The sequence below is a fragment of the Ruegeria sp. CDSC054 genome, assembly GCF_059610645.1.
This window is the reverse complement of record NZ_JBXWOA010000007.1, coordinates 24,034-46,901: the sequence shown is the minus strand read 5'-3', so window position 1 is coordinate 46,901 and position 22,868 is coordinate 24,034. Positions and strand designations below refer to the sequence as shown.

The 22,868-nt window shown below is 58.4% G+C and carries 27 protein-coding genes; 10 read left to right on the top strand and 17 right to left on the bottom strand.

Features of this window, described 5'->3' with window-relative positions:
* Positions 1-49: 49 nt before the first annotated feature.
* The 4 genes from AC2FGC_RS14520 to yddG all read left to right on the top strand — a co-directional run bounded on the left by AC2FGC_RS14520 (position 50) and on the right by yddG (position 4,249).
* Complete coding sequence (locus AC2FGC_RS14520) at positions 50-1,225, top strand: acetyl-CoA C-acetyltransferase (protein WP_496725807.1); 1,176 nt, start codon at positions 50-52, stop codon at positions 1,223-1,225.
* Positions 1,226-1,412: 187 nt separating this feature from the next.
* Entirely contained in the window at positions 1,413-2,135 is a 723-nt protein-coding gene (gene phbB / locus AC2FGC_RS14515; RefSeq protein WP_496725806.1) for an acetoacetyl-CoA reductase, read from the top strand.
* 303 nt (positions 2,136-2,438) lie between these two features.
* A complete protein-coding gene (locus tag AC2FGC_RS14510; protein ID WP_496725805.1) occupies positions 2,439-3,386 on the top strand; it encodes a transcriptional regulator GcvA in 948 nt (315 codons plus the stop codon).
* Positions 3,383-4,249: an aromatic amino acid exporter YddG gene (gene yddG / locus AC2FGC_RS14505; protein ID WP_496725804.1), complete on the top strand. Its 867-nt coding sequence runs from the start codon at positions 3,383-3,385 to the stop codon at positions 4,247-4,249. The genes AC2FGC_RS14510 and yddG overlap by 4 nt, the downstream gene beginning before the upstream one ends.
* Here the strand turns inward: yddG and AC2FGC_RS14500 are convergent.
* The 3 genes from AC2FGC_RS14500 to AC2FGC_RS14490 all read right to left on the bottom strand — a co-directional run bounded on the left by AC2FGC_RS14500 (position 4,246) and on the right by AC2FGC_RS14490 (position 5,517).
* Positions 4,246-4,410: a YdcH family protein gene (locus AC2FGC_RS14500; protein ID WP_082637184.1), complete on the bottom strand. Its 165-nt coding sequence runs from the start codon at positions 4,408-4,410 to the stop codon at positions 4,246-4,248. The genes yddG and AC2FGC_RS14500 overlap by 4 nt on opposite strands.
* A gap of 121 nt (positions 4,411-4,531) precedes the next feature.
* A complete protein-coding gene (locus tag AC2FGC_RS14495; protein WP_496782695.1) occupies positions 4,532-5,305 on the bottom strand; it encodes a tRNA1(Val) (adenine(37)-N6)-methyltransferase in 774 nt (257 codons plus the stop codon).
* Positions 5,302-5,517 (bottom strand): putative signal transducing protein, encoded by a 216-nt coding sequence (locus AC2FGC_RS14490; RefSeq protein ID WP_037316655.1) that lies wholly within the window; start codon positions 5,515-5,517, stop codon positions 5,302-5,304. The genes AC2FGC_RS14495 and AC2FGC_RS14490 overlap by 4 nt, the downstream gene beginning before the upstream one ends.
* Before the next feature lie 56 nt (positions 5,518-5,573).
* On the opposite strand from AC2FGC_RS14490, the gene AC2FGC_RS14485 reads away from it, so the two are divergent.
* A complete protein-coding gene (locus AC2FGC_RS14485) occupies positions 5,574-6,572 on the top strand; it encodes a polyprenyl synthetase family protein (protein WP_496725802.1) in 999 nt (332 codons plus the stop codon).
* Here the strand turns inward: AC2FGC_RS14485 and AC2FGC_RS14480 are convergent.
* The 4 genes from AC2FGC_RS14480 to soxR form a co-directional block, all read right to left on the bottom strand.
* Positions 6,565-7,386 carry a 4-(cytidine 5'-diphospho)-2-C-methyl-D-erythritol kinase gene (locus AC2FGC_RS14480; protein ID WP_496725801.1) on the bottom strand — a complete coding sequence of 274 codons (822 nt, stop codon included), beginning with the start codon at positions 7,384-7,386 and terminating at the stop codon, positions 6,565-6,567. The two genes, AC2FGC_RS14485 and AC2FGC_RS14480, sit on opposite strands and share 8 nt — an antisense overlap.
* Positions 7,376-9,088 carry a tetratricopeptide repeat protein gene (locus tag AC2FGC_RS14475; RefSeq protein WP_496725800.1) on the bottom strand — a complete coding sequence of 571 codons (1,713 nt, stop codon included), beginning with the start codon at positions 9,086-9,088 and terminating at the stop codon, positions 7,376-7,378. The genes AC2FGC_RS14480 and AC2FGC_RS14475 overlap by 11 nt, the downstream gene beginning before the upstream one ends.
* Before the next feature lie 104 nt (positions 9,089-9,192).
* Positions 9,193-10,839 (bottom strand): electron transfer flavoprotein-ubiquinone oxidoreductase, encoded by a 1,647-nt coding sequence (locus tag AC2FGC_RS14470; protein ID WP_496725799.1) that lies wholly within the window; start codon positions 10,837-10,839, stop codon positions 9,193-9,195.
* A 135-nt stretch (positions 10,840-10,974) separates the two neighbouring features.
* A complete protein-coding gene (gene soxR, locus AC2FGC_RS14465) occupies positions 10,975-11,430 on the bottom strand; it encodes a redox-sensitive transcriptional activator SoxR (protein ID WP_058278822.1) in 456 nt (151 codons plus the stop codon).
* Positions 11,431-11,518: 88 nt separating this feature from the next.
* Here soxR and AC2FGC_RS14460 point away from each other — a divergent pair, with 88 nt between their 5' ends.
* The 3 genes from AC2FGC_RS14460 (at position 11,519) to AC2FGC_RS14450 (ending at position 13,618) form a co-directional block, all read left to right on the top strand.
* Positions 11,519-11,899, top strand: coding sequence for a VOC family protein (locus AC2FGC_RS14460; protein WP_058273569.1), 381 nt, complete (start codon positions 11,519-11,521; stop codon positions 11,897-11,899).
* Between the two features lie 241 nt (positions 11,900-12,140).
* Positions 12,141-12,611: a transcription elongation factor GreA gene (greA, locus tag AC2FGC_RS14455; RefSeq protein WP_058278909.1), complete on the top strand. Its 471-nt coding sequence runs from the start codon at positions 12,141-12,143 to the stop codon at positions 12,609-12,611.
* 14 nt (positions 12,612-12,625) lie between these two features.
* A complete protein-coding gene (locus AC2FGC_RS14450) occupies positions 12,626-13,618 on the top strand; it encodes a hypothetical protein (protein ID WP_058273571.1) in 993 nt (330 codons plus the stop codon).
* Here the strand turns inward: AC2FGC_RS14450 and AC2FGC_RS14445 are convergent, their stop codons facing one another.
* The 5 genes from AC2FGC_RS14445 to AC2FGC_RS14425 form a co-directional block, all read right to left on the bottom strand.
* The gene (locus AC2FGC_RS14445; protein ID WP_496725798.1) at positions 13,619-14,884 is read right to left on the bottom strand and encodes a molybdopterin-binding protein; all 1,266 of its coding nucleotides are present in this window, start codon (positions 14,882-14,884) and stop codon (positions 13,619-13,621) included. It lies immediately after the preceding gene.
* Positions 14,881-15,372 carry a molybdopterin-guanine dinucleotide biosynthesis protein B gene (gene mobB, locus AC2FGC_RS14440; RefSeq protein WP_496725797.1) on the bottom strand — a complete coding sequence of 164 codons (492 nt, stop codon included), beginning with the start codon at positions 15,370-15,372 and terminating at the stop codon, positions 14,881-14,883. The genes AC2FGC_RS14445 and mobB overlap by 4 nt, the downstream gene beginning before the upstream one ends.
* Positions 15,369-16,013, bottom strand: a complete 645-nt coding sequence (gene mobA / locus AC2FGC_RS14435; protein ID WP_496725796.1) for a molybdenum cofactor guanylyltransferase MobA — start codon at positions 16,011-16,013, stop codon at positions 15,369-15,371. The genes mobB and mobA overlap by 4 nt, the downstream gene beginning before the upstream one ends.
* Positions 16,014-16,072: 59 nt before the next feature.
* Positions 16,073-17,026, bottom strand: a complete 954-nt coding sequence (locus tag AC2FGC_RS14430) for an AEC family transporter (RefSeq protein WP_496782693.1) — start codon at positions 17,024-17,026, stop codon at positions 16,073-16,075.
* Positions 17,027-17,137: 111 nt separating this feature from the next.
* Positions 17,138-18,079: a formate dehydrogenase accessory sulfurtransferase FdhD gene (locus tag AC2FGC_RS14425; RefSeq protein WP_496734307.1), complete on the bottom strand. Its 942-nt coding sequence runs from the start codon at positions 18,077-18,079 to the stop codon at positions 17,138-17,140.
* On the opposite strand from AC2FGC_RS14425, the gene AC2FGC_RS14420 reads away from it, so the two are divergent.
* On the top strand, positions 18,078-18,794 hold the full coding sequence (locus tag AC2FGC_RS14420; RefSeq protein WP_496782691.1) for an AzlC family ABC transporter permease: 717 nt from the start codon (positions 18,078-18,080) through the stop codon (positions 18,792-18,794). The two genes, AC2FGC_RS14425 and AC2FGC_RS14420, sit on opposite strands and share 2 nt — an antisense overlap.
* On the top strand, positions 18,791-19,123 hold the full coding sequence (locus tag AC2FGC_RS14415; RefSeq protein WP_058273577.1) for an AzlD domain-containing protein: 333 nt from the start codon (positions 18,791-18,793) through the stop codon (positions 19,121-19,123). The genes AC2FGC_RS14420 and AC2FGC_RS14415 overlap by 4 nt, the downstream gene beginning before the upstream one ends.
* Here the strand turns inward: AC2FGC_RS14415 and AC2FGC_RS14410 are convergent.
* From AC2FGC_RS14410 to AC2FGC_RS14390, 5 genes are all read right to left on the bottom strand, one after another.
* Entirely contained in the window at positions 19,112-19,744 is a 633-nt protein-coding gene (locus tag AC2FGC_RS14410) for a hypothetical protein (protein WP_496725791.1), read from the bottom strand. The genes AC2FGC_RS14415 and AC2FGC_RS14410 overlap by 12 nt on opposite strands.
* 18 nt (positions 19,745-19,762) lie before the next feature.
* A complete protein-coding gene (locus AC2FGC_RS14405; protein ID WP_058273578.1) occupies positions 19,763-19,897 on the bottom strand; it encodes an aa3-type cytochrome c oxidase subunit IV in 135 nt (44 codons plus the stop codon).
* A gap of 68 nt (positions 19,898-19,965) precedes the next feature.
* Positions 19,966-20,526 carry a hypothetical protein gene (locus AC2FGC_RS14400; RefSeq protein ID WP_496782689.1) on the bottom strand — a complete coding sequence of 187 codons (561 nt, stop codon included), beginning with the start codon at positions 20,524-20,526 and terminating at the stop codon, positions 19,966-19,968.
* Positions 20,513-22,351, bottom strand: coding sequence for a glycerophosphodiester phosphodiesterase (locus tag AC2FGC_RS14395; RefSeq protein ID WP_496782686.1), 1,839 nt, complete (start codon positions 22,349-22,351; stop codon positions 20,513-20,515). Before AC2FGC_RS14395 ends, AC2FGC_RS14400 begins: the two co-directional genes overlap by 14 nt.
* Positions 22,352-22,415: 64 nt before the next feature.
* Positions 22,416-22,868 (bottom strand): DUF6173 family protein, encoded by a 453-nt coding sequence (locus tag AC2FGC_RS14390; protein WP_058273581.1) that lies wholly within the window; start codon positions 22,866-22,868, stop codon positions 22,416-22,418.

Here is a 22,868-nt window from a genome sequence, read left to right as displayed (position 1 = left end):
CCGCGCCGTCGAATATCCCGCAGGACCTTGACGGTAAAGGATTGTCTAAATGACCAACGTAGTAATCGCATCCGCCGCGCGCACCGGAGTGGGCAGCTTTGGCGGCTCGTTTGCAAACACACCCGCGCATGATCTTGGGGCCGCCGTACTGGAGGCCGTAGTCGAACGCGCAGGCGTGGAAAAGGGCGAAGTCAGCGAAACCATTCTGGGACAGGTTCTGACGGCAGCTCAGGGTCAGAACCCCGCCCGTCAGGCGCATATCAATGCCGGTCTGCCACAAGAAAGTGCGGCCTGGGGCCTCAACCAGGTTTGCGGCTCGGGTCTGCGGGCCGTTGCTTTGGGCGCACAGCACATCCAACTGGGCGACGCTGATATCGTTGCTGCAGGTGGTCAGGAAAACATGACTCTCTCGCCCCACGCCGCCGCTCTGCGGGCCGGTCAAAAAATGGGCGACATGAAATACATCGATACGATGATCCGCGATGGTCTGTGGGATGCGTTCAATGGCTATCACATGGGCCAGACCGCTGAAAACGTCGCCGAGAAATGGCAGATCAGCCGTGACATGCAGGACGAATTCGCCGTCGCCTCGCAGAACAAAGCTGAAGCCGCGCAAAAGGCTGGCAAGTTCGCCGACGAGATCACGCCCTTCACCATCAAGACCCGCAAGGGCGACATCGTGATGGACGCTGACGAATACATCCGTCATGGCGCCACCATGGAAGCGATGGCAAAGCTGCGTCCGGCCTTCGCAAAGGACGGTTCGGTCACGGCCGCAAACGCATCCGGCCTGAATGACGGCGCGGCGGCGACCCTGCTGATGTCCGCCGAGAATGCTGAAAAGCGCGGGATCGAGCCACTGGGCCGTATCGCATCCTATGCAACCGCCGGTCTGGACCCGTCGATCATGGGCGTAGGCCCGATCTACGCTTCGCGCAAAGCGCTGGAAAAAGCGGGCTGGTCCGTTGAAGATCTGGATCTGGTCGAGGCGAACGAAGCGTTTGCCGCACAGGCCTGCGCCGTGAACAAGGACATGGGCTGGGATCCGTCAATCGTGAACGTGAACGGCGGCGCCATTGCCATCGGTCACCCGATCGGCGCTTCGGGCTGCCGTGTTCTGAACACGCTGCTCTTCGAAATGAAGCGTCGCGACGCGAAAAAGGGTCTGGCGACCCTGTGTATCGGTGGCGGCATGGGCGTCGCCCTGTGCGTGGAGCGCGACTAATTGCGTTGATAACCAAATAAAAAAGGGCGTCTATTGGGCGCCCTTTTTTGTTACATTGGGCCCTTAACCCAAAGATGCGACGATATTGCCACGCGGAATTTAGAGAATCATGACGAAACAATATTGCGCACGATCACCTCTCAAAGTAACAGCATTACCAAGACGACTTAAATTGGAGGATTCCTAAATGGCACGTACAGCACTCGTCACCGGCGGCTCCCGCGGCATCGGCGCAGCAATTTCCAAGGCGCTCAAGGCCGAAGGGTACAATGTTGCAGCCACCTATGCGGGGAACGACGAAGCCGCCGCGAAGTTCACCGAAGAGACCGGCATCTCCACCTACAAGTGGAACGTCGCTGATTACGACGAATCCAAAGCCGGAATTGAAAAAGTCGAATCTGAAGTCGGCCCTATCGACATCGTGGTCGCCAACGCGGGCATCACCCGCGATGCACCGTTTCACAAAATGACCCCGGAACAGTGGCACCAGGTCATCGACACCAACCTGACCGGCGTGTTCAACACCGTGCACCCCGTCTGGAACGGCATGCGCGAGCGTAAGTTCGGTCGTGTCATCGTCATCAGCTCGATCAATGGTCAGAAGGGTCAGTTCGCTCAGGTGAACTATGCCGCGACTAAAGCAGGCGATCTGGGTATCGTGAAATCGCTGGCGCAAGAAGGCGCGCGTGCAGGCATTACCGCCAACGCGATCTGCCCCGGCTATATCGCAACCGAGATGGTGATGGCTGTTCCCGAAAAAGTCCGCGAATCCATTATCGGCCAGATCCCAGCAGGTCGCCTGGGTGAGCCCGAAGAAATCGCGCGCTGCGTGGCGTTCCTGGCATCCGACGATTCTCAGTTCATCAATGGCTCGACCATCTCGGCCAACGGTGCGCAATTCTTCGTCTGATCTGAAGCGTAGAAAAGACAACGGGCCGGTCCATTTCGGACCGGCCCTTATTTATCCCGTAAGAACGCGCGCGCTGCGCTCAGCGGGAACCGAATAGCCACATAAGGGCGTGTTTGATCATCTTGCCACGTTCAGCATGGGCCCGCTGAAAGGCGCGGGCAGCTGCGGGGTTGGTCGTCATTTCGATCATGGCAGTCTTCCTTTCAGTTCAGCTGCGTTTGACTTGAACCCAATATGCGCCTTATCAATCAAGACGGCAAACGAGCTTTCTTTGGGTTTCAGTTAAGATATTCTTGTGTATCTATGAGCGACTACCTTCCCCCGCTAACTGCCCTGCGTGCCTTTGACGCCGCAGCACGCCACATGTCCTTTGCCAAAGCCGCAGAGGAGTTGCGCGTGACCCCGGCAGCCCTGTCTTTCCAGATCAAATCGCTGGAGGAACATCTGGGCCGGCCCTTGTTTCACCGCTTGAACCGCGCGGTTGAGCTGACCGAGGCCGGACGCGCCCTTGCCCCCGGCGCGGCCGATGGATTCGCCGCATTGCAGACGGCGTGGCAAGCTGCGCGCCGACAGGGCAACGATACCTCGCTGACCGTGACAGCAGGCCCGGCGCTGACAGCCAAGTGGCTGGCACCGCGCCTGTATGAATTTGCAAGGGCGCATCCCGAAATTGATCTCAAGTTCTCGGCAACATTGCGGATCATGGACCTTGAACGTGATGACGTGGATGTCGCCATTCGGTTTGGTTACGGTGGCGATGAAGGGCTGTATTCCCTACAAGTTCGCAAGGAATGGCTGACCCCGGTGATGACACCAGATCTGGCCGAGCAATTCCCCACCCCCGACAGCCTGCGGGACGCACCATTGATCTTCGACGATTCGATTGCGTTCCTGCAACCGCCCAGCGATTGGCCGACCTGGTTTCGCGCGGTCGGAGTGGATTATGCCCCAACGCATGGGGCGCATTTTTCGAACGCAGACCACGCAATTGATGCTGCGGTTGCGGGCGTGGGCGTGGTACTGGGTCGCCGGGCTATGATCTTGAAGGACCTTACCGAGGGGCGTCTTGTTGCTCCGTTCAAGACGGCTATCGAAACACAAGGCCGGTTTCGGTTTCTGTGCTTGCCAGGTGCAGAAGACAGACCCCAGATCGCCGCTTTCCGCGACTGGTTCATGGCCGAAATTGAAAAGACCGCGCATATCTCGGACGAATTCAACATTATTCCGGTAGAAGAAGTTCAAAGCCCATGACCAAATCGCGCGCTACAGCCATCGGGTTTGCCGCCGTCTTGCTGTGGTCGCTGCTCGCCTTGTTCACAGTCGGGTCATCCCCCACGCCGCCATTATTGCTGAATGCAATATGCTTTTCTATTGGTGGAACACTTGGCCTGATCTGGACCTGGCGCAGCGGTGGGCTACAGCAGTTGCGTGACGTGCCGTGGACCACCTATCTGTTCGGCACGGTCGGGTTGTTCGGCTATCACGCACTATATTTCTCGGCCCTGCGCATGGCTCCGGCGGCCGAGGCTGGTCTGATCGCATATCTCTGGCCATTGCTCATTGTGCTGTTTTCCGGACTTTTACCGGGCGAACACCTGCGCATCGGACATTTGTTCGGCGCGTGCCTTGGGTTCGCAGGGGCCGCCGTGATCATCGCCGGGGGTGGCAGCACCGGGTTTCAGACCGACCACCTGCCAGGCTACGCGTTGGCCTTGTTATGCGCGCTGACATGGTCTGGATACTCGGTCCTGTCGCGTCGGCTGGGCGATACACCAACCAGCTCTGTCGCCGTTTTCTGCATTGCGACTGCCATCGCGTCCGCCGCGCTGCACCTAGCTGTCGAAGATACCGTCTGGCCTGACAGTGCATTTGGCTGGGCGTCAGTGATCGCCCTAGGTCTGGGGCCGGTGGGGTTGGCGTTCTATGTCTGGGATGTTGGGGTCAAGCAAGGCGACATACAACTCTTGGGGACGGCGTCGTACGCGGCACCCTTGTTGTCTACGCTAGCTTTGGTTGTGGCCGGGATCGCCGCCCCGACCTGGGGTCTGGCGATCGCGGCCCTTTTGATTACTGGCGGCGCGGCCATTGCCGCGCGGGCGAGTATGAAAACCTAGGCTGACAGGCGTTCGATCTCTTCTTTTAGCCTTAGTTTTTGTTTTTTGAGTTGAGCAATATGGAGATCATCGATGCCTGGCGAGCGTTGGGCTTGTTCAACTTCAAGACCGAGAGTTTCGTGCTTTTTCTTCAGTTCGGTCAGATGTGCGCTCACGCTCATGGCGATACTCCTTCGTTGGTGTCTCAGGTTCACGTAAGAAGTTGACCACATCGTTTCCAGCCTGTCACGCCGCAGACGCACAGAATCTGTAATAAATCCGACAAATTCGGCTGGTTAATGCCTATTGATCAGTAAACCCCGGCAGCGAGGCCCCTTTGCGCAATACGTCTGAGACCTGTGGCGTATAGCTTTCCCCATCACGTTCGTGTCGATCCCCGTCGTGTAATACGACTGGCGCACGCAGCTGAAAATCGGCGCGCCCACCCTTTCTGGCCCGTAAAATTACCAATTCTGCCTTGCGACCGGCTCTGGCGGCCAATGGCAGGATTTCAACCGATCCCAACCGCCCTTCGCATGCGATCAACATGTCGGGAAGACGGTTGGCTTTCTGGATCATATGCAAGTACCCACGCGGCGCGAGGCGCTTGGCCGCGCAGTCAATCCATGTCTCCAAAGGCGTTTGCTCACCCAACGCAATACTACGCCCCGTGTCATCGGCCGGGCTATGCGCGCCAGCACGGTAATAAGGCGGGTTTGCGAGTACATGATCGAATTGCCGCTGTTTGAGCGTAGCTGGCAATGCACTGATATCGGCCTCGACTACCTCCAGCGGCGCGTCATTTTCCGCGGCGTTTCGGCGTGCCAATTCTGCATAGCTTGCCTGTAACTCGACCCCAACGGCCTGCAGACCCGGCACGCGGGCCAGCAGGCACAGGATCGCGGCACCCGCGCCGCAGCCCAGTTCCAACACGGTGTGACCACGTGTCGCCGGGACCGCCGCCGCCAGCAGAACCGGGTCAACACCTGCACGATACCCTGCGCGTGGCTGCAGCAAACGCACGCGCCCGCCCAGAAAATCATTTTGAGTCAATTCACTATCGGAAAACAGGTTCATCTGCCCAGAGGGATTTCGTTGTCACGCATTACCCGTTCTGCGCGGGTCAGGTCATCGGCCCGCACCATCAGGCGGCGCGGAAAGATTCCTATGCCTCCTTCGAGGATGCTCATATTTACGTCCATCTGAAAGCAGTCTATATCCTCGCCCTCAAGAAGGGCGGAAGCAAAGGCCAGAATCGTCGGATCGGTGCTGCGCAAAAGTTCTTTCATGGGGATGGATGTAAGGGCAAGGCAAGGCGGAAGTCGAGCCTTGTATCAGGAGAGTGATGAACATCGACACGATCTCGAAACCGCATGAGCGCCTGGCCGAGATTCTGGACGGCGAAATGGACGCCGTAAACCAGTTGATCCGCACGCGCATGGCCTCGGAACACGCTCCGCGCATCCCGGAAGTGACTGCGCATCTGGTTGAAGCAGGCGGCAAGCGTCTGCGCCCAATGCTGACGCTGGCGGCGGCCCGGATGTTTGACTATCCGGGTGATCATCACGTGCGCCTGGCCGCGACGGTTGAATTCATCCACACTGCGACCCTGTTGCACGACGATGTCGTTGATGAAAGCGCACAGCGGCGTGGCCGCCCCACGGCGAACTTGTTGTGGGACAATAAATCCAGCGTTCTTGTCGGCGACTACCTGTTTTCTCGCAGTTTCCAACTGATGGTTGAGACCGGTTCGCTGCGGGTGCTGGACATTCTGGCCAATGCCTCGGCCACCATTGCCGAGGGCGAAGTGTTGCAGATGACCGCTGCCACCGATCTGGGCACTACCGAGGCAATCTATTTGCAGGTCGTGCGCGGCAAGACCGCCGCGCTGTTTTCCGCCGCAACCGAAGTGGGCGGCGTGATTGCTGGCGCGGCTGAGGATCAGGTTAAAGCGCTATACGAATACGGCGATGCGCTGGGAATTGCGTTCCAAATTGCCGATGACCTGTTGGATTATCAGGGTGACAGCAAGGCGACCGGAAAGAATGTCGGCGACGACTTCCGCGAGCGCAAACTGACCTTGCCCGTCATCAAGGCTATCGCACAGGCCACCCCGGAAGAGCACGCCTTTTGGGAGCGTACAATTGGTCGAGGCCGTCAGGAAGACGGCGATCTGGACCATGCGCTGAGCCTGATGAACAAATACGGCACGCTGGACGCCACACGGTCGGATGCATTTGGGTGGGCCACCAAAGCCAAGACCGCGCTGGATGCGCTGCCGGATCACAAGATCCGGTCGTTGCTGCGCGATCTGGCTGACTACGTGGTTTCGCGCCTCAATTAAGCTGCGTGGCGCGGCACCACCAATCGGGGTGCGCCGCGCCAATCTCGTAGGCTGCGAAATGGGCGGCTTTCATCGTCGGGTAGAGCGCAAAACAGGTCGAACCCGAACCTGACATCCGAGCCAGTAGAACATCTTTCGTATCCGACAGATCATCCAGCACCCGGGCAACCTCGGGTGCAAGACTCTTAGTCGGTGGCTCCAAGTCATTGCGTTGTTCCTGCACCCAATCCGCGCATGCCTTGGGCGTTTCAAAGACGGGGATATCATCGGGCATTGGCGGGTTGTCGCGGTTCTGCAAGGCAGAGAATACGGCGCCGGTTGGGACTTCGACACCAGGATTGACCAAGAGCGCTGGCAATTGCGGCAATGAGACCGGCTGCAACCGCTCGCCGATGCCCCGCATCCGGGTGGCGCTGGCAACCATGCAAACCGGCACATCCGCACCAAGGGTCAGGGCAGTTTCGCTGGGGATAGCCACACCCTGATCTGCGATCATGCGCAGTGTCGCCGCGGCATCGGACGATCCTCCGCCAATGCCGCCGCCATGGGGCAGCACTTTGTTTAGGTTGATATGCCCTGTCCATCCAGCGGCGACGGCAGCTTTCCAGACCAGATTTCTGTCGTCCGCCGGGACGCCCTTGGCGTGTTCACCGGCGACTGACATCGACAGCTCTGGCCCCGGCGTGAATTCCAACGTGTCACCGACATTCGCAAAAGCCACTAGAGAATCCAACAGGTGATACCCGCCGTCACGGCGGCCAGTTACATGCAGGGTCAGGTTGATCTTGGCGGGCGCGAAGGCCTTAGTTGCCATTGGCGACTTTCAGGGGGTCGGCGCCTTCTTCGGCCAAGACCGCGTCCAAGCCCACCTCAATCTTGCGACGAATGCGCTCGGGGTCGGCCTCACCGTCCGTGTCGTCGGGATCAACAAAGGACAACGCGCGCTTCCACTGAAATTCAGCTTCGCGCGCGCGGCCCACGGCCCAATAGACATCACCCAGATGATCATTCACCACAGGATCAACCGGCATCAGCTCGACCGCACGCTCCATATGTGAGACCGCTTCGTCGTAGCGGCCCAATCGGAACAAAACCCACCCCAGACTGTCGACAATATAGCCGCTGTCGGGGCGCGCCGCGACAGCGCGTTCGATCATGTTCAGTGCTTCGTCCAGCTTTTCCTGCCGCTCGACCAGCGAGTAGCCCAAATAGTTCAGAACCTGTGGCTGATCGGGGTTCAGTTCCAGCGCGCGACGGAAATCGGCCTCAGCCGCTTCCCAGTGCTTGAGACGCTCATGCGAAATACCGCGGGCGTAATATAGAAACCAGTTGCCGCTGACACCCTGCTCGGTCAGTTCGATAGCAGTGTCATAGGTCCCAACGGCATCGACATAGTTTTCTTGCCGCCGTTGCAGATCAGCCAGGGCTACATGCACACTGGGCAGGCTGGGGCTTTGCGCCGCGAGGTTCTGCAGAACTTCGGCGGCTGCATCCGTTTTTCCCGAACGGCTCAGAACTTCGGCCCGGCCCAACTCGGCCGCGTGGTAATCGCTGCTCGTGGACGGCACCATACGATAGGCTTCGACGGCCAGGTCATATTGTTCCAACGCATCCAGCAATTCGGCACTTAGAAGGATTGCGTCCACGTGGTCCGGGCGCAGAAAAGCGGCAATCCGGGCATAGAGAAGCACATAGTCCTGTGACGCCTCACTGCTGAGCGCGGCACCGACAGAAAAGAACACCTCGGCCATACCGTCCTGCGCCGACTGTATGTGTGTAAACGGCAACGTTTCACCCGCCTTCAAACGCGCCACGTAACCTTCAATGGATGGGTCGCTGCCCGCCGCGAAAACGTCTTTCAGATATTGCAGGGCGTCTTCGTTGCGGTCCAGCTGCGACAATACTTCGGTCCGGGCCAAGGCCGCCCGGCGCGAGAACCGCGACACCGCGCCGTTGTTTGCCGCAAAAATCTCTTCGGCCCCTTCGAAGTCACCAATCGACGCCAGCGCCAACGCCTTGTGATAAAGCGCGAATTCCAGAAGCCCCTCCTGGGTGCCGACTTCGTCGAACTTTTCCATCGCTTTGGTCATGGCACCTTGCGCCACATAGACCCAACCCAGAACCAAGCCATCTACTAATGGCCCAACGCCTTGGGTTTCAGGATCACGAGCAAGCAGCTCATCCAGCTTTCCGTCGTCAACCAGGTTGGCCATGATGACCATCTTTGCCGCCTGACTTGGCAGTTCGAGCGCCTCAATTGACTGCGCAACCGGCAGCGCGCGCTCAATCTCACCCAATGCAAGACGCGCTACGACAACGTTTTCCAGAAGCTTGCCATTTTCAGGGTCGGCGCGCAGGGCCTGCGCATAATATTTCTCGGCAGAAATATAGTCGCTTTGATATATCGCCTGACGCCCGGCCAGATACGACCCAGAGCCAGAATCCGACAGCGCCGGGAATGCAAATGACGAGGTTAACAGCGCGGCAAATGCCGCGCGACGAACGAGGGAAGCCACCAAAATCCTGCCTTGCTATCGTTGACTGGACAACAAGCTAGGGCTTTGACCGGAAAGAGGCAATGGCAGAGCCTTCACGACCCCGCCATTGCCCATGTTTTCGCTTACATGTTGGGATAGTTCGGTCCATCCCCGCCCTGCGGCGTGGTCCAGGTGATGTTCTGGCTGGGGTCCTTGATATCGCAGGTTTTGCAGTGAACGCAGTTCTGGAAATTGATGACGAATCGCGCGCCATCTTCATCCTCGACCATCTCGTACACGCCTGCCGGGCAATAGCGCTGCGCCGGTTCATCGTATTTGGGCATGTTTACTTTGACCGGGATTTCCGGATCGGCCAACTTCAGGTGGCAAGGCTGGCTTTCCTCATGGTTGGTCATCGCAAAGGACACGTTAGTCAGGCGATCAAAGGACAGCTTTCCATCGGGCTTTGGATAATCGATGGGCTTGTGCTTGCTGGCCTCTTCGGTCGATTCAGCATCGTTCTTGCCGTGACCCAGCGTGCCCAGCAACGAAAAGCCCAGCGTGTTGGTCCACATGTCCATGCCGCCCAGCATCAGGCTGGCGGTCAGGCCGTATTTCGACCACAGCGGCTTGACGTTGCGCACCTTCTTCAGGTCTGCGCCGATTGCACCTTCGCGCACTTCGGTTTCATAGGCGGTCAGTTCATCACCCGAACGCTCGGCCTTGATGGCGTCAAACGCCGCTTCAGCCGCCGCTTTGCCCGACAACATCGCGTTGTGGTTGCCCTTAATGCGCGGCACGTTGACCATGCCTGCGGAACAGCCCAACAGAGCCACGCCCGGCGCAACCAGCTTGGGCATAGACTGATAACCACCCTCGGTGATCGCACGAGCACCGTAAGCGACGCGCTTGCCGCCTTTCAGCAGCTCGGCCACCATCGGGTGATGCTTGAAGCGCTGAAATTCCATGTACGGATACAGATGCGGGTTCTTGTAGTTCAGGTGAACCACGAAACCGACGTAGACCTGATTGTTTTCAAGGTGGTAGATGAATGACCCGCCGCCCGCGTTGCTGCCCAGCGGCCAACCCATGGTGTGCGTGACCGAGCCTTCTTTGTGCTTGGCCGGGTCGATCTCCCAGATCTCTTTCATGCCCACGCCGTATTTCTGCACTTCTTTGCCAGCAGAGAGATCATACTTGGCGATCACTTCCTTGGACAGCGAACCGCGCACACCTTCCGACAGGAAAACGTATTTGCCATGCAGCTCCATGCCCGGCTCGGTCTGTGGTCCGTATGATCCATCAGGCTCCAGACCGAAGACACCGGCGACGACGCCTTTGACTTCGCCATTGTCGCCATAAACCAGTTCCGAACACGCCATGCCGGGGAAGATTTCCACGCCCAGCTCTTCCGCCTGTTCAGCCATCCAGCGGCAGACATTGCCCATCGAAACAATGTAGTTGCCGTGGTTGTTCATCAGCGGCGGCATTGGGAAGTTGGGAATGCGAATCTTGCCCGCCTCGCCCAGCATGTAGAAGTTGTCTTCGTGCACCGGCACGTTCAGCGGCGCGCCTTTTTCTTTCCAGTCCGGGATCAGTGCGTCCAGCCCGCAAGGGTCCAGAACCGCGCCCGACAGGATATGCGCGCCCACTTCCGAGCCCTTTTCCAGAACCACGACGTTCAGGTCGGCATCCAGCTGTTTCAGACGGATGGCCGCCGACAGGCCCGCGGGGCCTGCGCCCACGATCACCACGTCGTATTCCATCGCTTCGCGTTCAATCTCGGCCATCGCGGGCTCCCTAGCTAACTTTCCGAATTGGCGCTTTCACAGCATGCTCTGCGCAATTTTGTTTCACGGCTGATTACATGGTCGCAAACACCTTGGTCAATCAAAACACGGCGTAACTTTGCTGCAATGCGGCAGTTATGCCTCTGGTGAGTCCCCCATCAGGTACCTGGGACCGCTACCATTGGATTTTGCGCGGTCATCCGGGTTGTAGAGGGCGCATTTCGGCAGGCTTAGACATCCGCAGCCAATGCAGCCATCCAAATTGTCGCGCAAGCGCGTCAGGGTATCGATTCGCTGGTCCAGATGGGCCCTTAGCCCCTTGCTGATGTCCTGCCAATCCTGCGGTGTTGGCGTGCGGTTTCCAGGCAGGCCAGACAGGACCTCGCGGATCTCGGGCAAGGTCAGGCCGAACTGCTGCGCAATCATCACAAAACTCAGGCGCCTGATATCTGCGCGCTGATATCGCCGCTGCCCGCCCGCATTGCGCCAGGGCGATATCAGACCTTGCGCCTCATAGTACCGGATCGCCGAAACGGCCAAGCCTGTGCGTCGGGCCAATGCGCCAATTGCCAACCCTTCCGAAGCCGCCATCACATCCTCCTGAAAAATCCCTTGATCTAAAGTTAGGTTTAGGAATTATGGTGAGTCGGGACAAGCCTCAAAACACGAAGGAGATCCCATGATGGCGACACTTGAACACACCAACTTCACCGTTCGCGACCCGCAGGCCTCGGCTGCGTGGATGCACAAGGTGTTCGGTTGGAAAACACGCTGGGAAGGCCCGGCAATTGCAGGCGGTTACACGGTTCACGTGGGCTCCAAGCACACCTATCTGGCGCTTTACGCGCCCAGCGATCCACAACCGTCCGGGGAAAGCAGCTATGACATCGTCGGAGGGCTGAACCACGTGGGCGTTCTGGTCGAAGACATCGACACGACCGAGCAGAAGGTGATCGACGCCGGTTTTACGCCCAAGTCCCATGCTGATTATGAACCGGGTCGGCGGTTCTATTTCAATGACGACAATGACATCGAATTCGAAGTGATTAGCTACGATTAAGGCGTTCTGGGAAACACCCGATAGATTCTTCATCGCCAATGCCCCGAGAGCCACGAGCGTGGCAGGGTATTGGCGATTCAGACTTTTCCCGAACACCATAGGCCGTAATCCGCGCGTTGTGCGACCGAGCCCCCTTGCAATTCACGCCTCATTTGGGTCAGTTAATTGACGACCCATCAAATCGCCCCGACGCGTGTCTCATGCGGCGGGGCGAACCAATTTATGCGTGGACGACAAGAACATGGAAAAAATTCCAATGACGCCTGCGGGTAATGCCGCGCTTGGGGCGGAGCTCAAAAACCTCAAGTCCGTCGAGCGCCCGGCGATCATCGAAGCTATTGCCACAGCGCGCGAGCTGGGCGACCTGAAGGAAAACGCCGAGTATCATTCGGCCCGCGAAAAGCAGGGCTTCATCGAAGGGCGTATCAAAGAGCTGGAAGGCATTCTGTCGCTGGCTGATGTGATCGACCCGGCCAAGCTGAACGGCGCGATCAAATTTGGCGCCAAGGTCACCCTGGTGGATGAAGACACCGACGAAGAAAAGACCTGGCAGATTGTTGGTGAGTACGAAGCCAACATCGAAAACGGCCTGCTGAACATCAAATCCCCCATCGCGCGGGCATTGATCGGAAAGGAAGAAGGCGACAGTGTCGAAGTACGCACCCCCGGTGGTGTGCGGTCCTATGAAGTTCTAAGTATCGAGTATGCCTGACCGGAGCCTTGACCATGTCAGAGCCCAATCCCGAACAAGATCCCGAACGGCCAACCCCTTTGGGGATATATGACAAGCCTTCGCATCCTTCGGTAACCGAGATCGAGATCGTTGCCGTCGCGCTTAGCGTGGTTTGGCTGATCGTGTCGATTGTGTTTCTGGTGCTTCCCGACAAGGTCGATGGCGGCGGATTCGTCGTGACTCTGCTGGCTGTTTTCATGCCGGTGGCGATGATTTGGGTCGCCGCTATGGCTATGCGCGCCAGCCGCGTCATGCGCGAGGAAAGCGCCCGGCTGCAGACCGCAATAGATGCAATCCGTCAGGCTTACGTAATTCAGCAACAGCGCGCCGCCAGTTTGCAAGAACCCGGTGTCAGCAAAAAGCTGGACGAAATCGCCGAGACCGCCAAAAAAGCAGAAACCGCGCTGGCGACGTTTTCGTCGAAACGGACCGAGCCGGTTCGCGGCGAAGCATCAGTTGCCACAGGCGACCAGACATCTTTGGAACTGGGCACTCCGGCCGAAGATATCGCGCCGCCATTGACGACCGATACCTTCATTCGGGCGCTGAACTTTCCTGAAACACAGGATGACGCCGAAGGGTTCGATGCCCTCAGGCTGGCGCTACGGGATCGCAAGACCGCCCAACTGGTGCAGGCTTCGCAGGACGTGCTTACACTGCTGAGCCAGGAAGGCATCTATATGGACGATCTGCGCCCGGATATGGCGCGTCCCGAAATCTGGCGACAGTTCGCACAGGGCGCGCGCGGCCGCGCGGTTGCCGCGTTGGGCGGGATCAGGGACCGGTCTTCGCTGGCACTGACGGCAGCGCGGATGAAGCAGGACCCGATATTCCGGGACGCCGTGCATCATTTCCTACGCCGTTTTGATCACATGATCGTTGAATTTGAACCGGTTGCCAGCGACGCGGACCTGACTGCATTGGGCGACACACGAACCGCCCGCGCTTTCATGCTGCTTGGGCGCGTCGCGGGTACATTTGACTGATCACAACCCAAAGCTGCCATAAGGAATGAACCGCACCAGATCACCCGGCCTGATGTGACATGCGCCATCCTGAATCTCGACCAGCCCTTCGGCCCAGCTAAGGCCGCTGATACGACCCGATCCTTCCGATGCAAAAACCTCGACCTGACCGTCTCGGACACGGGCGCGCAAGTATTCGCGCCGCCCCGGTTTTTTTCGTTTTTCGAAACCAGCAGGCAAATTGAACGCCTGCGGTTCGGACCAGCCCTCGCCCGCCATCAGACCCAGTGCAGGTCGGGCAAAGATCAACGTACAGACTTTGGCTGCGACGGGATTACCCGGCAGGCCAAATACGGGCGTTTCGTTCCACATACCCAGCGCCAATGGGCGGCCGGGCTTTAGCGCAATGCGCCACTCCTGCATCGCACCGGCCTCTCGCAATAGGGCTGAGACATGATCTTCATCCCCGGCGGACGCGCCGCCGCTGGTCAGAATGACGTCGGCCTGTTCTGACGCCTTGTCCAGCCTGTCACGCAGATCTTCCCGGTCGTCGGACACGCGCCCCATATCCACCGGCTCATAGCCCAGTCGCGCGATCATCGACAACAGCATCGGACGGTTGGCGTCAAATATTTGGCCGGGTCCGGCAGAGTTTCCAGGCTCGACCAGCTCATCCCCGGTCGAGAGAACCGCAACGCGCAGCGTCTTGCGTACCGCGACCTCGGATATCCCGGTGGCCGACAAAAGGGCCATGTCAGCAGGGGTCAATCTGCGCCCGGTAGGCAGAACCAAATCGCCCTCGGCCACGTCTTCGCCAGCTTTGCGGGTATTGGCGCCCTGTTTCAGCGGGCCGTGAAAGGCGATGTGACCATCCTGAACGGTCACGTCTTCTTCCAGTATGACCGTATCCACACCGGTAGGCAGCGCTGCGCCGGTCAACACGCGCAGTGCCTTGCCGTGTGGCACCGCGCCATCAAACGGAATACCAGCCGCAGCGCGCCCATCCTGCAGCGGCATCACTTGGGGACCCACGGGGGCGGCCCCGGAAAACCCATAACCATCCACGGCCGTGTTTGGCTGCGGTGGGTTTGAACGTTTCGCAAAAACGTCTTCTGCCAGTATCCGCCCCACAGCCTGCCCGATCAAAGCCGTTTCGACCAAAGTCACCACCGTCAACCGAGATCGCAACAAGGCCAGCGCGTCGTCCACTGGTGTCCAGTTGACCCCGGCAGGCAAGGCAAAACAATCATTTCGCAGGGGCGGAGGCGTGATGTTTGGCGGCGTCATAATCCGACCTCTTTCAAGATGAAATCCGCGACTGCGGCGGTGTTGTCCAGATCAAACACCGGAACCTGTACCTGCAGGGGCGTATCGCTGGCGACAACGCGGATCGTACTGTTTTCCGGGGCCATCAACGCATTGCCGGCCTCGGCACGAAACGCTTCGACCTTGGGGTGGCTTTCTCGTTTGAAACCTTCGATCAGTACGAGATCGACCGGAAGCAGCCGAGCCAGAAGATCAGCCAAAGGCGGCTCAGGTGCCCCGCGCAGTTCTTGCATCACGGCAATACGCTTGCCGGATGCCAATAGCACCTCGGACGCACCGGCTTCTCGATGGCGGAAACTGTCGGTTCCGGGCTGGTCGACATCGACGGCGTGATGCGCGTGTTTGACTGTCGAAACCGTGAAGCCGCGCCCGGTAATCTCGGCCACTAATCGCTCCATTAGGCCGGTTTTGCCCGCGTTTTTCCAGCCGGTGACGCCGAAGACCCTCATGCCTGCTCCAGCAGCTTTTGCGCCCGCGCCAGATCGTCGGGCGTGTTGACGTTGAAGAAAGGATCGAATGGGTCCGCCGGGAACAGGGCCTCACGCCCGTCATGTTTGTCGGTCCACAGCACAACCTTGCGCAACCCGTCATTCAAGGCATCCCGCAGATCATCGCGCAGGGCGACAGGCCAGAGCCCAAATGTCGGATGCCTGTTGACCCGCTTGCCGCCGCCGGACTTTAGCGCTTCATCCCCGGTGCGCGGCGTGGTGGCCAGCACCAGAGGATGTGTTTGCCCTTGGGCAGCGTCGGTCAGCCGCGCCACAAGATCGCGTGGAAAAAACGGCGTATCAGCAGCGGCTGTGACTATGCTGTCGGCCCCTTGTTCAGCTGCCCAATCGAGCCCCGCCAGCACACCCGCCAGAGGCCCGGCGAAACCTTCAATCGTATCGGGCAGAACCGGCAGGTTCAGATCGGCGAACCGCTCGGGGTCGCCATTGGCGTTCAGCGCCAGACCGTCGACCTGCGGGCCAAACCGGTCAATGACATGAGACAGCAGGCTTTGGCCCCCGATCTGCAACAGACCCTTGTCGCCGCCGCCCATACGGGTGGCGAGGCCGCCTGCGAGGATTACGCCCAAAGGGGTGTTCATTGCTGCACCTTGTTGCTTGCGTCCAAGTGATCAATAGATCGCAACTTTGTAGAGCGAACTCAATTCAATTGGAACGCGGTAGGATGCAGATGATGCAGGACAAACAGCCACAGGATCAAAGTCCCGACCGCCAGGAACGAGGTCGCCGACACGATGTGAGCGGCGAGCTGCGGCTCCTGATCATAATGTTTGGCCAGCAAAAAGATGCTCTTTGCCGTGGGCGCTGCTGCAGAGACCGTCGCCGCAATGATCCAAAGCGGATCCAGGCCGATCAAATGCCCCGCAAGCAGCACCACCCCCGGAACAACGAGAAGTTTTACTACCGTCAAGAACAGGATCATCGGTCCAGTCTGAACAATCGTGCGAACACTTGTGGTAAACCCGATCGCAAACAGCGCAACAGCTGCAAGCGCCTGGCTCATAAGCTCTAGATAATCCGAAACGGCGTCAGAAAACCCAATACCTGTGAAAGAGTAAAGAACGCCCAACAACGTTGCAGCGATTATCGGGTTTTTCAAAACATTCAGAAGGATCTTGTAAATGGGTGTCTTGACGCTTGCCTTGTGCCCGGCCGAGGTCTCTAGAATGGTGGTCATGATCAACAGCAGAATGGCGACCACCAGATTTGCCAATACGGCCGGCAGCGCCCCCTTTGACCCAAAAATCGCATGGAGGATGGGCAGCGCAACCAACGCTGTGTTCGAGGCAACGCCAGCAAAGGCCAAAACGGTTGCTGATCCGACCTGAAAACTCGTCAGCGCCTTCAAACCGATGAACAGGACGGCAAAAAGAGCCAGTATCGTACCGCCATACGACACGTAGAAACCGTAGTTTAGAAGGTTCTCAAACTCCTCCTGACCAATCAGGTAGAACATCATGGCGGGGATCAGGACGTAAACCGCAAATTGCACCAGAGCTTCTGACGTGTCTTCACCCAGAAGATTCGTCCAAGAAAACACGTACCCCGTCAAGATCACCGCGAAGACCGGTGCAATTAAACTGATTAATTCCATAGCTTCCCTACGTGGCAACCATCCAAAATTCCACTCTGAGTTGCTCCACCTTAGTGTATATCTTCTGGAACTTGCAGAATTTTCTCAGAACGACTGGTTACCCAACGGATTTCAGGACTGGGAACTTTTCCTTTTGTGTTTCTTATCTTCGACCGCCACAGTCGCCGGATCCACATCACGCATCAGTCGGTCCTCACCTGAAAGACATACAAAGCGCTGCCCACGCATCCGACCGATCAATGTCAGTCCGACTTCGCGGGCAATCTCTACGCCCCATGCGGTGAAGCCCGATCGCGACGCCAGAACTGGTATGCCCATCATCGCGGTCTTGATCACCATTTCCGAGGTCAGGCGTCCGGTGGTGTAGAGGATTTTGTCTTCAGCCCCCTCACCTTTTGACAGCATCCAACCCGCGATTTTGTCGACAGCGTTGTGGCGGCCCACGTCTTCCATATAGACCAACGGGCGGTTCTCGTGGCACAGCACAGTGCCGTGGATCGCCCCAGCCTCAAGATACAGCGACGGGGTGCGGTTGATCTTGGCCGCCAGATCGTACAGCCACGAGGTGCGGACCGAGACCTGCGGCAGGCGCACGTTCTCCAATCCTTCCATCATGTCACCGAACACCGTGCCGACCGCACAGCCGCTGGTGCGGGTCTTTTTCTTCAATTTGTCCTCATACGAGGTCTCGCGCGCGGTGCGTACCACCACGGTTTCCAGATCTTCATCGTAATCGACGCGCGTGATGTCGTCATCGACCAGCAGCATCCCCTGATTGCGCAGGAACCCCAGCGCCAGATACTCGGGGTAGTCACCGATCGTCATCGCTGTCACGATCTCTTGCGAATTCAGGAAAATCGTCAGCGGGCGTTCCTCGACCACCGAGATCTGGCTGACTTCACCATTCTGGTCCACGCCTTCAACGGCGCGAGTCAGGCGGGGCGCACCGGGATCTGGGGCGATGATGTAGTCTGACTGGTTCTGTTCCGTGGCCAATTGCAACCCTTTCCCAAGACCGCTACTGCTGCGGGGATCACCATAGGATTTAGCCATGGCAGACACCACATCCAAGTCATACTTCTGGAAGGGTTTTCGCGACGGGACCCCGTTCATTTTTGTGGCGATCCCGTTTGGCACCCTGTTCGGCGTGTTCGCGACTGAGGCTGGGTTGAATATCGTGCAAACCATGGCGTTCACGTCCACGGTCTTTGCGGGTGCTGCGCAGTTTGCCGCGCTGCAATTGCTGCAGGATCAGACACCGACGGCCATTACTCTTGTTTCTGCCCTGGCGGTAAACCTCCGGATGGCGATGTATTCAGCGTCACTGACGCCCTATCTGGGGGCTGCGCCGATGTGGCAGCGGGCATGTGCAGCCTACCTGACCGTCGATCAGTCTTATGCCTGTTCAATCGTGCAGTTTGAAAAAGAACCCAGGATGACGGTGCCCCAGCGCATGGCTTATTTCGTGGGCTCGGTCACCCCCATCACGCCGCTATGGATATTTGCGACCTATCTGGGCGCGGTTCTTGGCACGCGCATTCCCGAAAGCTGGGCGCTGGACTTTGCCTTGCCGATTACATTTCTGGCAATGATCGGGCCGATGATGCGCACCCTGCCCCATGTGGTGGCTGCGCTGGTGGCCATTGTCGTTTCTTTGATGACCGCTGGCATCTCATACAATCTGGGCCTGCTGATTGCCGGCTGTGCCGGCATGATGGCCGGCGCTCAGGCCGAATTGTTCGCCGAACGCAGAAAGGCCACACAATGACCCCTGTTGATCCGGTCACGATCTGGTCCATCATCATTGGACTTGCCATTGGCAGTTATAGTTTGCGGTTTGTCTTTATCGGCCTCGTCGGGGATCGCCCGATGCCTCCCTGGCTGTTGCGCCACTTGCGCTATACCGCTGTCGCCATCCTGCCAGCCCTGATTGCACCGCTGGTTGTTTGGCCAACCGCAACTGAAGGGCAGCCCGACATTCCACGGATGGCGGCCGCCGCGGTTGCGCTAAGCGTTGGAGTGATCACAAAGAATGTGCTGGCAGCAATCTTCAGCGGCGCCGCAACACTGTACGGGTTGCTGTACTTATTGGGTTGAGACCGTTTCCAGTTGGTTCAGTGCCGCATTGTTGGCGGCCAGACCTTTTTGCAGGTCGGCATCGTCGTTCTCACGATACTCCGTTGTCACAACACCCGGAAGCTGACCGAATTGATCCGACAGCTTGACCGGAAAAAAGGTCACGTCGATCTGTTCGAACCCCGGAACCTGCTTCAGCAGCGACGCGGTGGAATTCGCACAATAAGCGCCAGCGACCGGACCGGATTGTTTGGCCAGCTGCAAGGCAATCTCGGCCTGTTGCGGGCTTACCTGAATCGTCTGGATACGCGCATAATGTGTCTCGCGTGCGTGCGAACTGCGATAGGCGCGCTCGACATTCGGGGTGATACCGTACAGCACGTCGTCCTTGATCGGAACCACATCTGCGCGGAAAGACCCCGCAGGATCAAAGATCACTCGCTCGCTGCCGCTGATCATCAACGAAGTATGGGCACCAGACCCGGTGCGCGTGCTGATCATCGTATACAGCGTCAGGGTCGAAGGCCCCGGATCACGATAGGATCGGGCAACGACCTCGGCCCGCTCGGCTTGCGGACGCTGCGATCCCGTGCAGCCAGCAACAGTTGCTGCCAGCAGGCAGGCAATCAAAATCCGGATCAAGGTCAACCCCGTTTTGGATTATGCGGCGAAGACCGCCAGGAACAGGCAAAGGAGGGCGATGGCAACCACACACCATGTGGTGGCTTTGACGAACCCATCAAAGGTTTTGGTTTGAACAGTGATATCCATTTCGCCGTGCTTGTGTTCAGCCATGAGTCTCAGAATCCTAATTCGCGTGTTTGAAATGTTGGATAATGGAAAATCCGGGGCCTGTCACCACGTCATTCGCGCGCAGGGGCCAAAGGTGGGAACACCGAGCACCCCGGATACCCAAAACCCCAACGCCAGGGCAGGCCCGAACAGGGGCCGCCGCCGAATCGGACCGCCGCATACATCGCCTCGGCCGTGACGGAATGAGCGATGCGAATCTGTTCGGCCGTCATGTCATAGCGCTCGGCATATTCCTCGGCATGGTCTGTCCCATGCTTTTTGACGCAAGCACGCAGAGTGTCGTCTGCGGACAGGCGTGCGTCATAGCTGTCTTCGGCCCGCAAAGCCCCGCCAGCATGGTGATAGGCGCGATCATGGGTCACACAGCAGTATTCCCACGGTGGGTGCGCCTCATACAGCCCCCGAAAGCTGGGGAACGTATCCGCCACAAAGCGCCAACTGGCCGAAAGACCACCCGAACAGCCATCCGTTTCAAACGGGGTCAACTCTGCGCTACTGCGCTCCGCCATCAGGGCGCGATGTGCTGGTAGCTCAAAGCTGCGCATGACGTCTTGCGCGAAGGCTGGCGCGGCACTCGCCAAAAGGATTGCCGCCAGATTAAGGGCTTTCATCGCGCATCGCCTCAGTATCAAAGGACATGCCAAAGGTCGTCGCCAGCCATAACAACAACCGCTCTGCCGGCCCCAATTCGGCGCGCACACGCAGAACTTCATTTGCCATCGCTGGTCGGTCCGTGATCAGCCCATCCACCCCCATCGACGCCATCGCCGACATTTGCAGCGGATCATTCACTGTCCAGACATAGATGTCCTTACCCGCCGCATGGACCGAATTGACCAAGCCCGGCGTCGCCATCGCGGCGTTCACCGCAACAAAATCACCTTCGAGACCCGACAGATCACCCACAGCAGTCGCGGCCAGAACACCAGCGCGCCAGTCGGGGCGAATCGTCTTCATCTTTTGCACTGCCGGGTATTTTAGCGACATCGTTGCAATGTCGTCCTGCATGCCCAACTCTTCGACGAGGGCGACAACCCTATTCTCAAGGTCTACGTCGTGGCCGTAGTATTTCAGTTCGATAATGACCTTGGCCTTGCCCTTTGCGGCCTCCAGCACATCACGCAACGTCGGCGTCCGCTCATCTGCGTATTCAGGGCCAAACCAGATGCCGATGTCGATCTGATCGATATCCTCCATCGTGGCATCCCACACCTTTAGGTTAACACCGGCCAGTTTCATGAAATCACTGTCATGGGCGACGATGACTACATCATCCGCTGTTTCCTGCACGTCGATCTCAACCCAGTCGGCCCCGTCCTCAATCGCCTTGAGAACCGAGGCCATCGTGTTTTCGGGCTTCAGCGCGGCAGCGCCGCGATGACCGATAACCTCTGCGCGGTCCGGTGCCTGCACCCTTTCCAGAAGGTGCTGCCCGAACCAAATCCCAACAAGAACAGCAACGATGGCGGCCCCAACAGCCGTAACCATTGTTCTGCGCAGGTTTCGCGGCTTTGGAGGGGTTGGTTCTGATGTCTGGATATCAAAGAACCCATCGAGCAGCACTGCCAGTGCGCCCAGAGCCGTGGCTGCCAATACCAGTCCGGCCAGTGACCAGATACCGGCAACGGCGAGGCTGTAAATCAGGGCCAATCTCAGGTTGGCTGCGCCTTGCAGCGGCACCAGCGCGAACAAAAGCCCGGCCAACCAGGCGATCACGGCGGCGATGATAAGGCGCACAGCCAGCCAGATGGCCAGCTCTATCTTGAGGCGTCCGCGCTTACCTTCCATCCGACTGGCGCTGATGCCAAACGCATGTCCGGGGTGAACGCCCTCGAACAAAACCAAATGCAGCGACAAAGCCCAGGCTGACAGGCGTCGGATCAACACCCAAGCCATAGCCAGCGCAACCGCCCCGATCAGCACCACAGCCACCCAGAATGAGGGCGGGTGGAAGGTCAGATAATAGTTGATGTCATACTCAGTCAGCGTCCACCACGCGATCACGGCAGAAACGATCGCAAAGGGCAGAACCAACAGCAAAACCCGCACAACAAAGCGCACCGCAAATCCAAACAGGGATGGAAGCCGCGACAGGATCAGCCTGATCGAAGAACTGCCGGCGCGCCATGGGTCCGGCTCTGCCATCCGCAGCGACCCGGCCATGACCGAGAAGACAAACACCTCGGCCAGTAGAAACAGGCTGAGAACCACAACGGCCGCAATAAACCCGGCAGGTGAGAGGATGAATGCAGCGATCGCCTGATCAGTCAGCGCCGTCTGATTGGATAGCGATACGGCAAGATTCACCGTGATCGCCACGCCGGGCGCAATCAGCGCAACCAAAAGCAGGCGCACAACAAGATAGATCGGCACAAAGACACGGCGACGGGCCCACGCACCTTTGTAGGCACTTGTAACGGCAGAGAAAGTGGTCACGTGAGGCCCCCTTGAATGGTAAACTCATTCAAGGCTGCACAGACGTGAATTGCAAGTCAGGTGATCAGCTTTCTTCCAGATCCGCCGCCAGACGGAACCCGATCCGGTTGGCAGGTTTATCCTCAACCGATTTGGGCAGGGCCCGCAGCATCACGTTCAGCTGGCTGACATGTTGTACAAGCTGAGTGCGCGCGCCGGTCGCATCCGATCCGTAAAAGGTGATGATATCGGGATCAAAATACCCCATCCCCTCGATCCGCATGACGCCTGCGTCGCCGCCGGTGAATCCCATCGCAACCTCTTGGTCGCCTGTCAGGGTCTTCTCGAAATTCTGGATATAGAGGATCAGACGTTCATACGCCCATTGCGCGGGGCTTTTTGTTTCAACCGGTTTTTGCAACGGACCGGGCAGGTCTTTTGCGCCTGACTTTGCTTCGGGGTCGGAATGCACTTCGTAGCAGCGCGGCAAAGCTGCGGCTTCGGCGGCCTCGGCCGAGGTTTCGATCTGATCCTGCAT

Bases quoted from the DNA above. Each gene is read 5' to 3' on its own strand.
- AC2FGC_RS14445 (WP_496725798.1), bottom strand. From the start codon at position 14,884: ATGACGCCGCCAAACATCACGCCTCCGCCCCTGCGAAATGATTGTTTT.
- AC2FGC_RS14415 (WP_058273577.1), top strand. From the start codon at position 18,791: ATGACCCCTGTTGATCCGGTCACGATCTGGTCCATCATCATTGGACTT.
- greA (WP_058278909.1), top strand. From the start codon at position 12,141: ATGGAAAAAATTCCAATGACGCCTGCGGGTAATGCCGCGCTTGGGGCG.
- phbB (WP_496725806.1), top strand. From the start codon at position 1,413: ATGGCACGTACAGCACTCGTCACCGGCGGCTCCCGCGGCATCGGCGCA.
- AC2FGC_RS14520 (WP_496725807.1), top strand. From the start codon at position 50: ATGACCAACGTAGTAATCGCATCCGCCGCGCGCACCGGAGTGGGCAGC.
- AC2FGC_RS14390 (WP_058273581.1), bottom strand. From the start codon at position 22,868: ATGCAGGATCAGATCGAAACCTCGGCCGAGGCCGCCGAAGCCGCAGCT.
- AC2FGC_RS14400 (WP_496782689.1), bottom strand. From the start codon at position 20,526: ATGAAAGCCCTTAATCTGGCGGCAATCCTTTTGGCGAGTGCCGCGCCA.
- AC2FGC_RS14405 (WP_058273578.1), bottom strand. From the start codon at position 19,897: ATGGCTGAACACAAGCACGGCGAAATGGATATCACTGTTCAAACCAAA.
- AC2FGC_RS14490 (WP_037316655.1), bottom strand. From the start codon at position 5,517: ATGAAAGAACTTTTGCGCAGCACCGATCCGACGATTCTGGCCTTTGCT.
- AC2FGC_RS14420 (WP_496782691.1), top strand. From the start codon at position 18,078: ATGGCAGACACCACATCCAAGTCATACTTCTGGAAGGGTTTTCGCGAC.
- AC2FGC_RS14485 (WP_496725802.1), top strand. From the start codon at position 5,574: ATGAACATCGACACGATCTCGAAACCGCATGAGCGCCTGGCCGAGATT.
- AC2FGC_RS14460 (WP_058273569.1), top strand. From the start codon at position 11,519: ATGATGGCGACACTTGAACACACCAACTTCACCGTTCGCGACCCGCAG.
- AC2FGC_RS14450 (WP_058273571.1), top strand. From the start codon at position 12,626: ATGTCAGAGCCCAATCCCGAACAAGATCCCGAACGGCCAACCCCTTTG.
- AC2FGC_RS14430 (WP_496782693.1), bottom strand. From the start codon at position 17,026: ATGGAATTAATCAGTTTAATTGCACCGGTCTTCGCGGTGATCTTGACG.
- AC2FGC_RS14510 (WP_496725805.1), top strand. From the start codon at position 2,439: ATGAGCGACTACCTTCCCCCGCTAACTGCCCTGCGTGCCTTTGACGCC.
- AC2FGC_RS14495 (WP_496782695.1), bottom strand. From the start codon at position 5,305: ATGAACCTGTTTTCCGATAGTGAATTGACTCAAAATGATTTTCTGGGC.
- yddG (WP_496725804.1), top strand. From the start codon at position 3,383: ATGACCAAATCGCGCGCTACAGCCATCGGGTTTGCCGCCGTCTTGCTG.
- mobB (WP_496725797.1), bottom strand. From the start codon at position 15,372: ATGAGGGTCTTCGGCGTCACCGGCTGGAAAAACGCGGGCAAAACCGGC.
- AC2FGC_RS14425 (WP_496734307.1), bottom strand. From the start codon at position 18,079: ATGGCTAAATCCTATGGTGATCCCCGCAGCAGTAGCGGTCTTGGGAAA.
- AC2FGC_RS14480 (WP_496725801.1), bottom strand. From the start codon at position 7,386: ATGGCAACTAAGGCCTTCGCGCCCGCCAAGATCAACCTGACCCTGCAT.
- AC2FGC_RS14470 (WP_496725799.1), bottom strand. From the start codon at position 10,839: ATGGCCGAGATTGAACGCGAAGCGATGGAATACGACGTGGTGATCGTG.
- mobA (WP_496725796.1), bottom strand. From the start codon at position 16,013: ATGAACACCCCTTTGGGCGTAATCCTCGCAGGCGGCCTCGCCACCCGT.
- AC2FGC_RS14500 (WP_082637184.1), bottom strand. From the start codon at position 4,410: ATGAGCGTGAGCGCACATCTGACCGAACTGAAGAAAAAGCACGAAACT.
- soxR (WP_058278822.1), bottom strand. From the start codon at position 11,430: ATGGCGGCTTCGGAAGGGTTGGCAATTGGCGCATTGGCCCGACGCACA.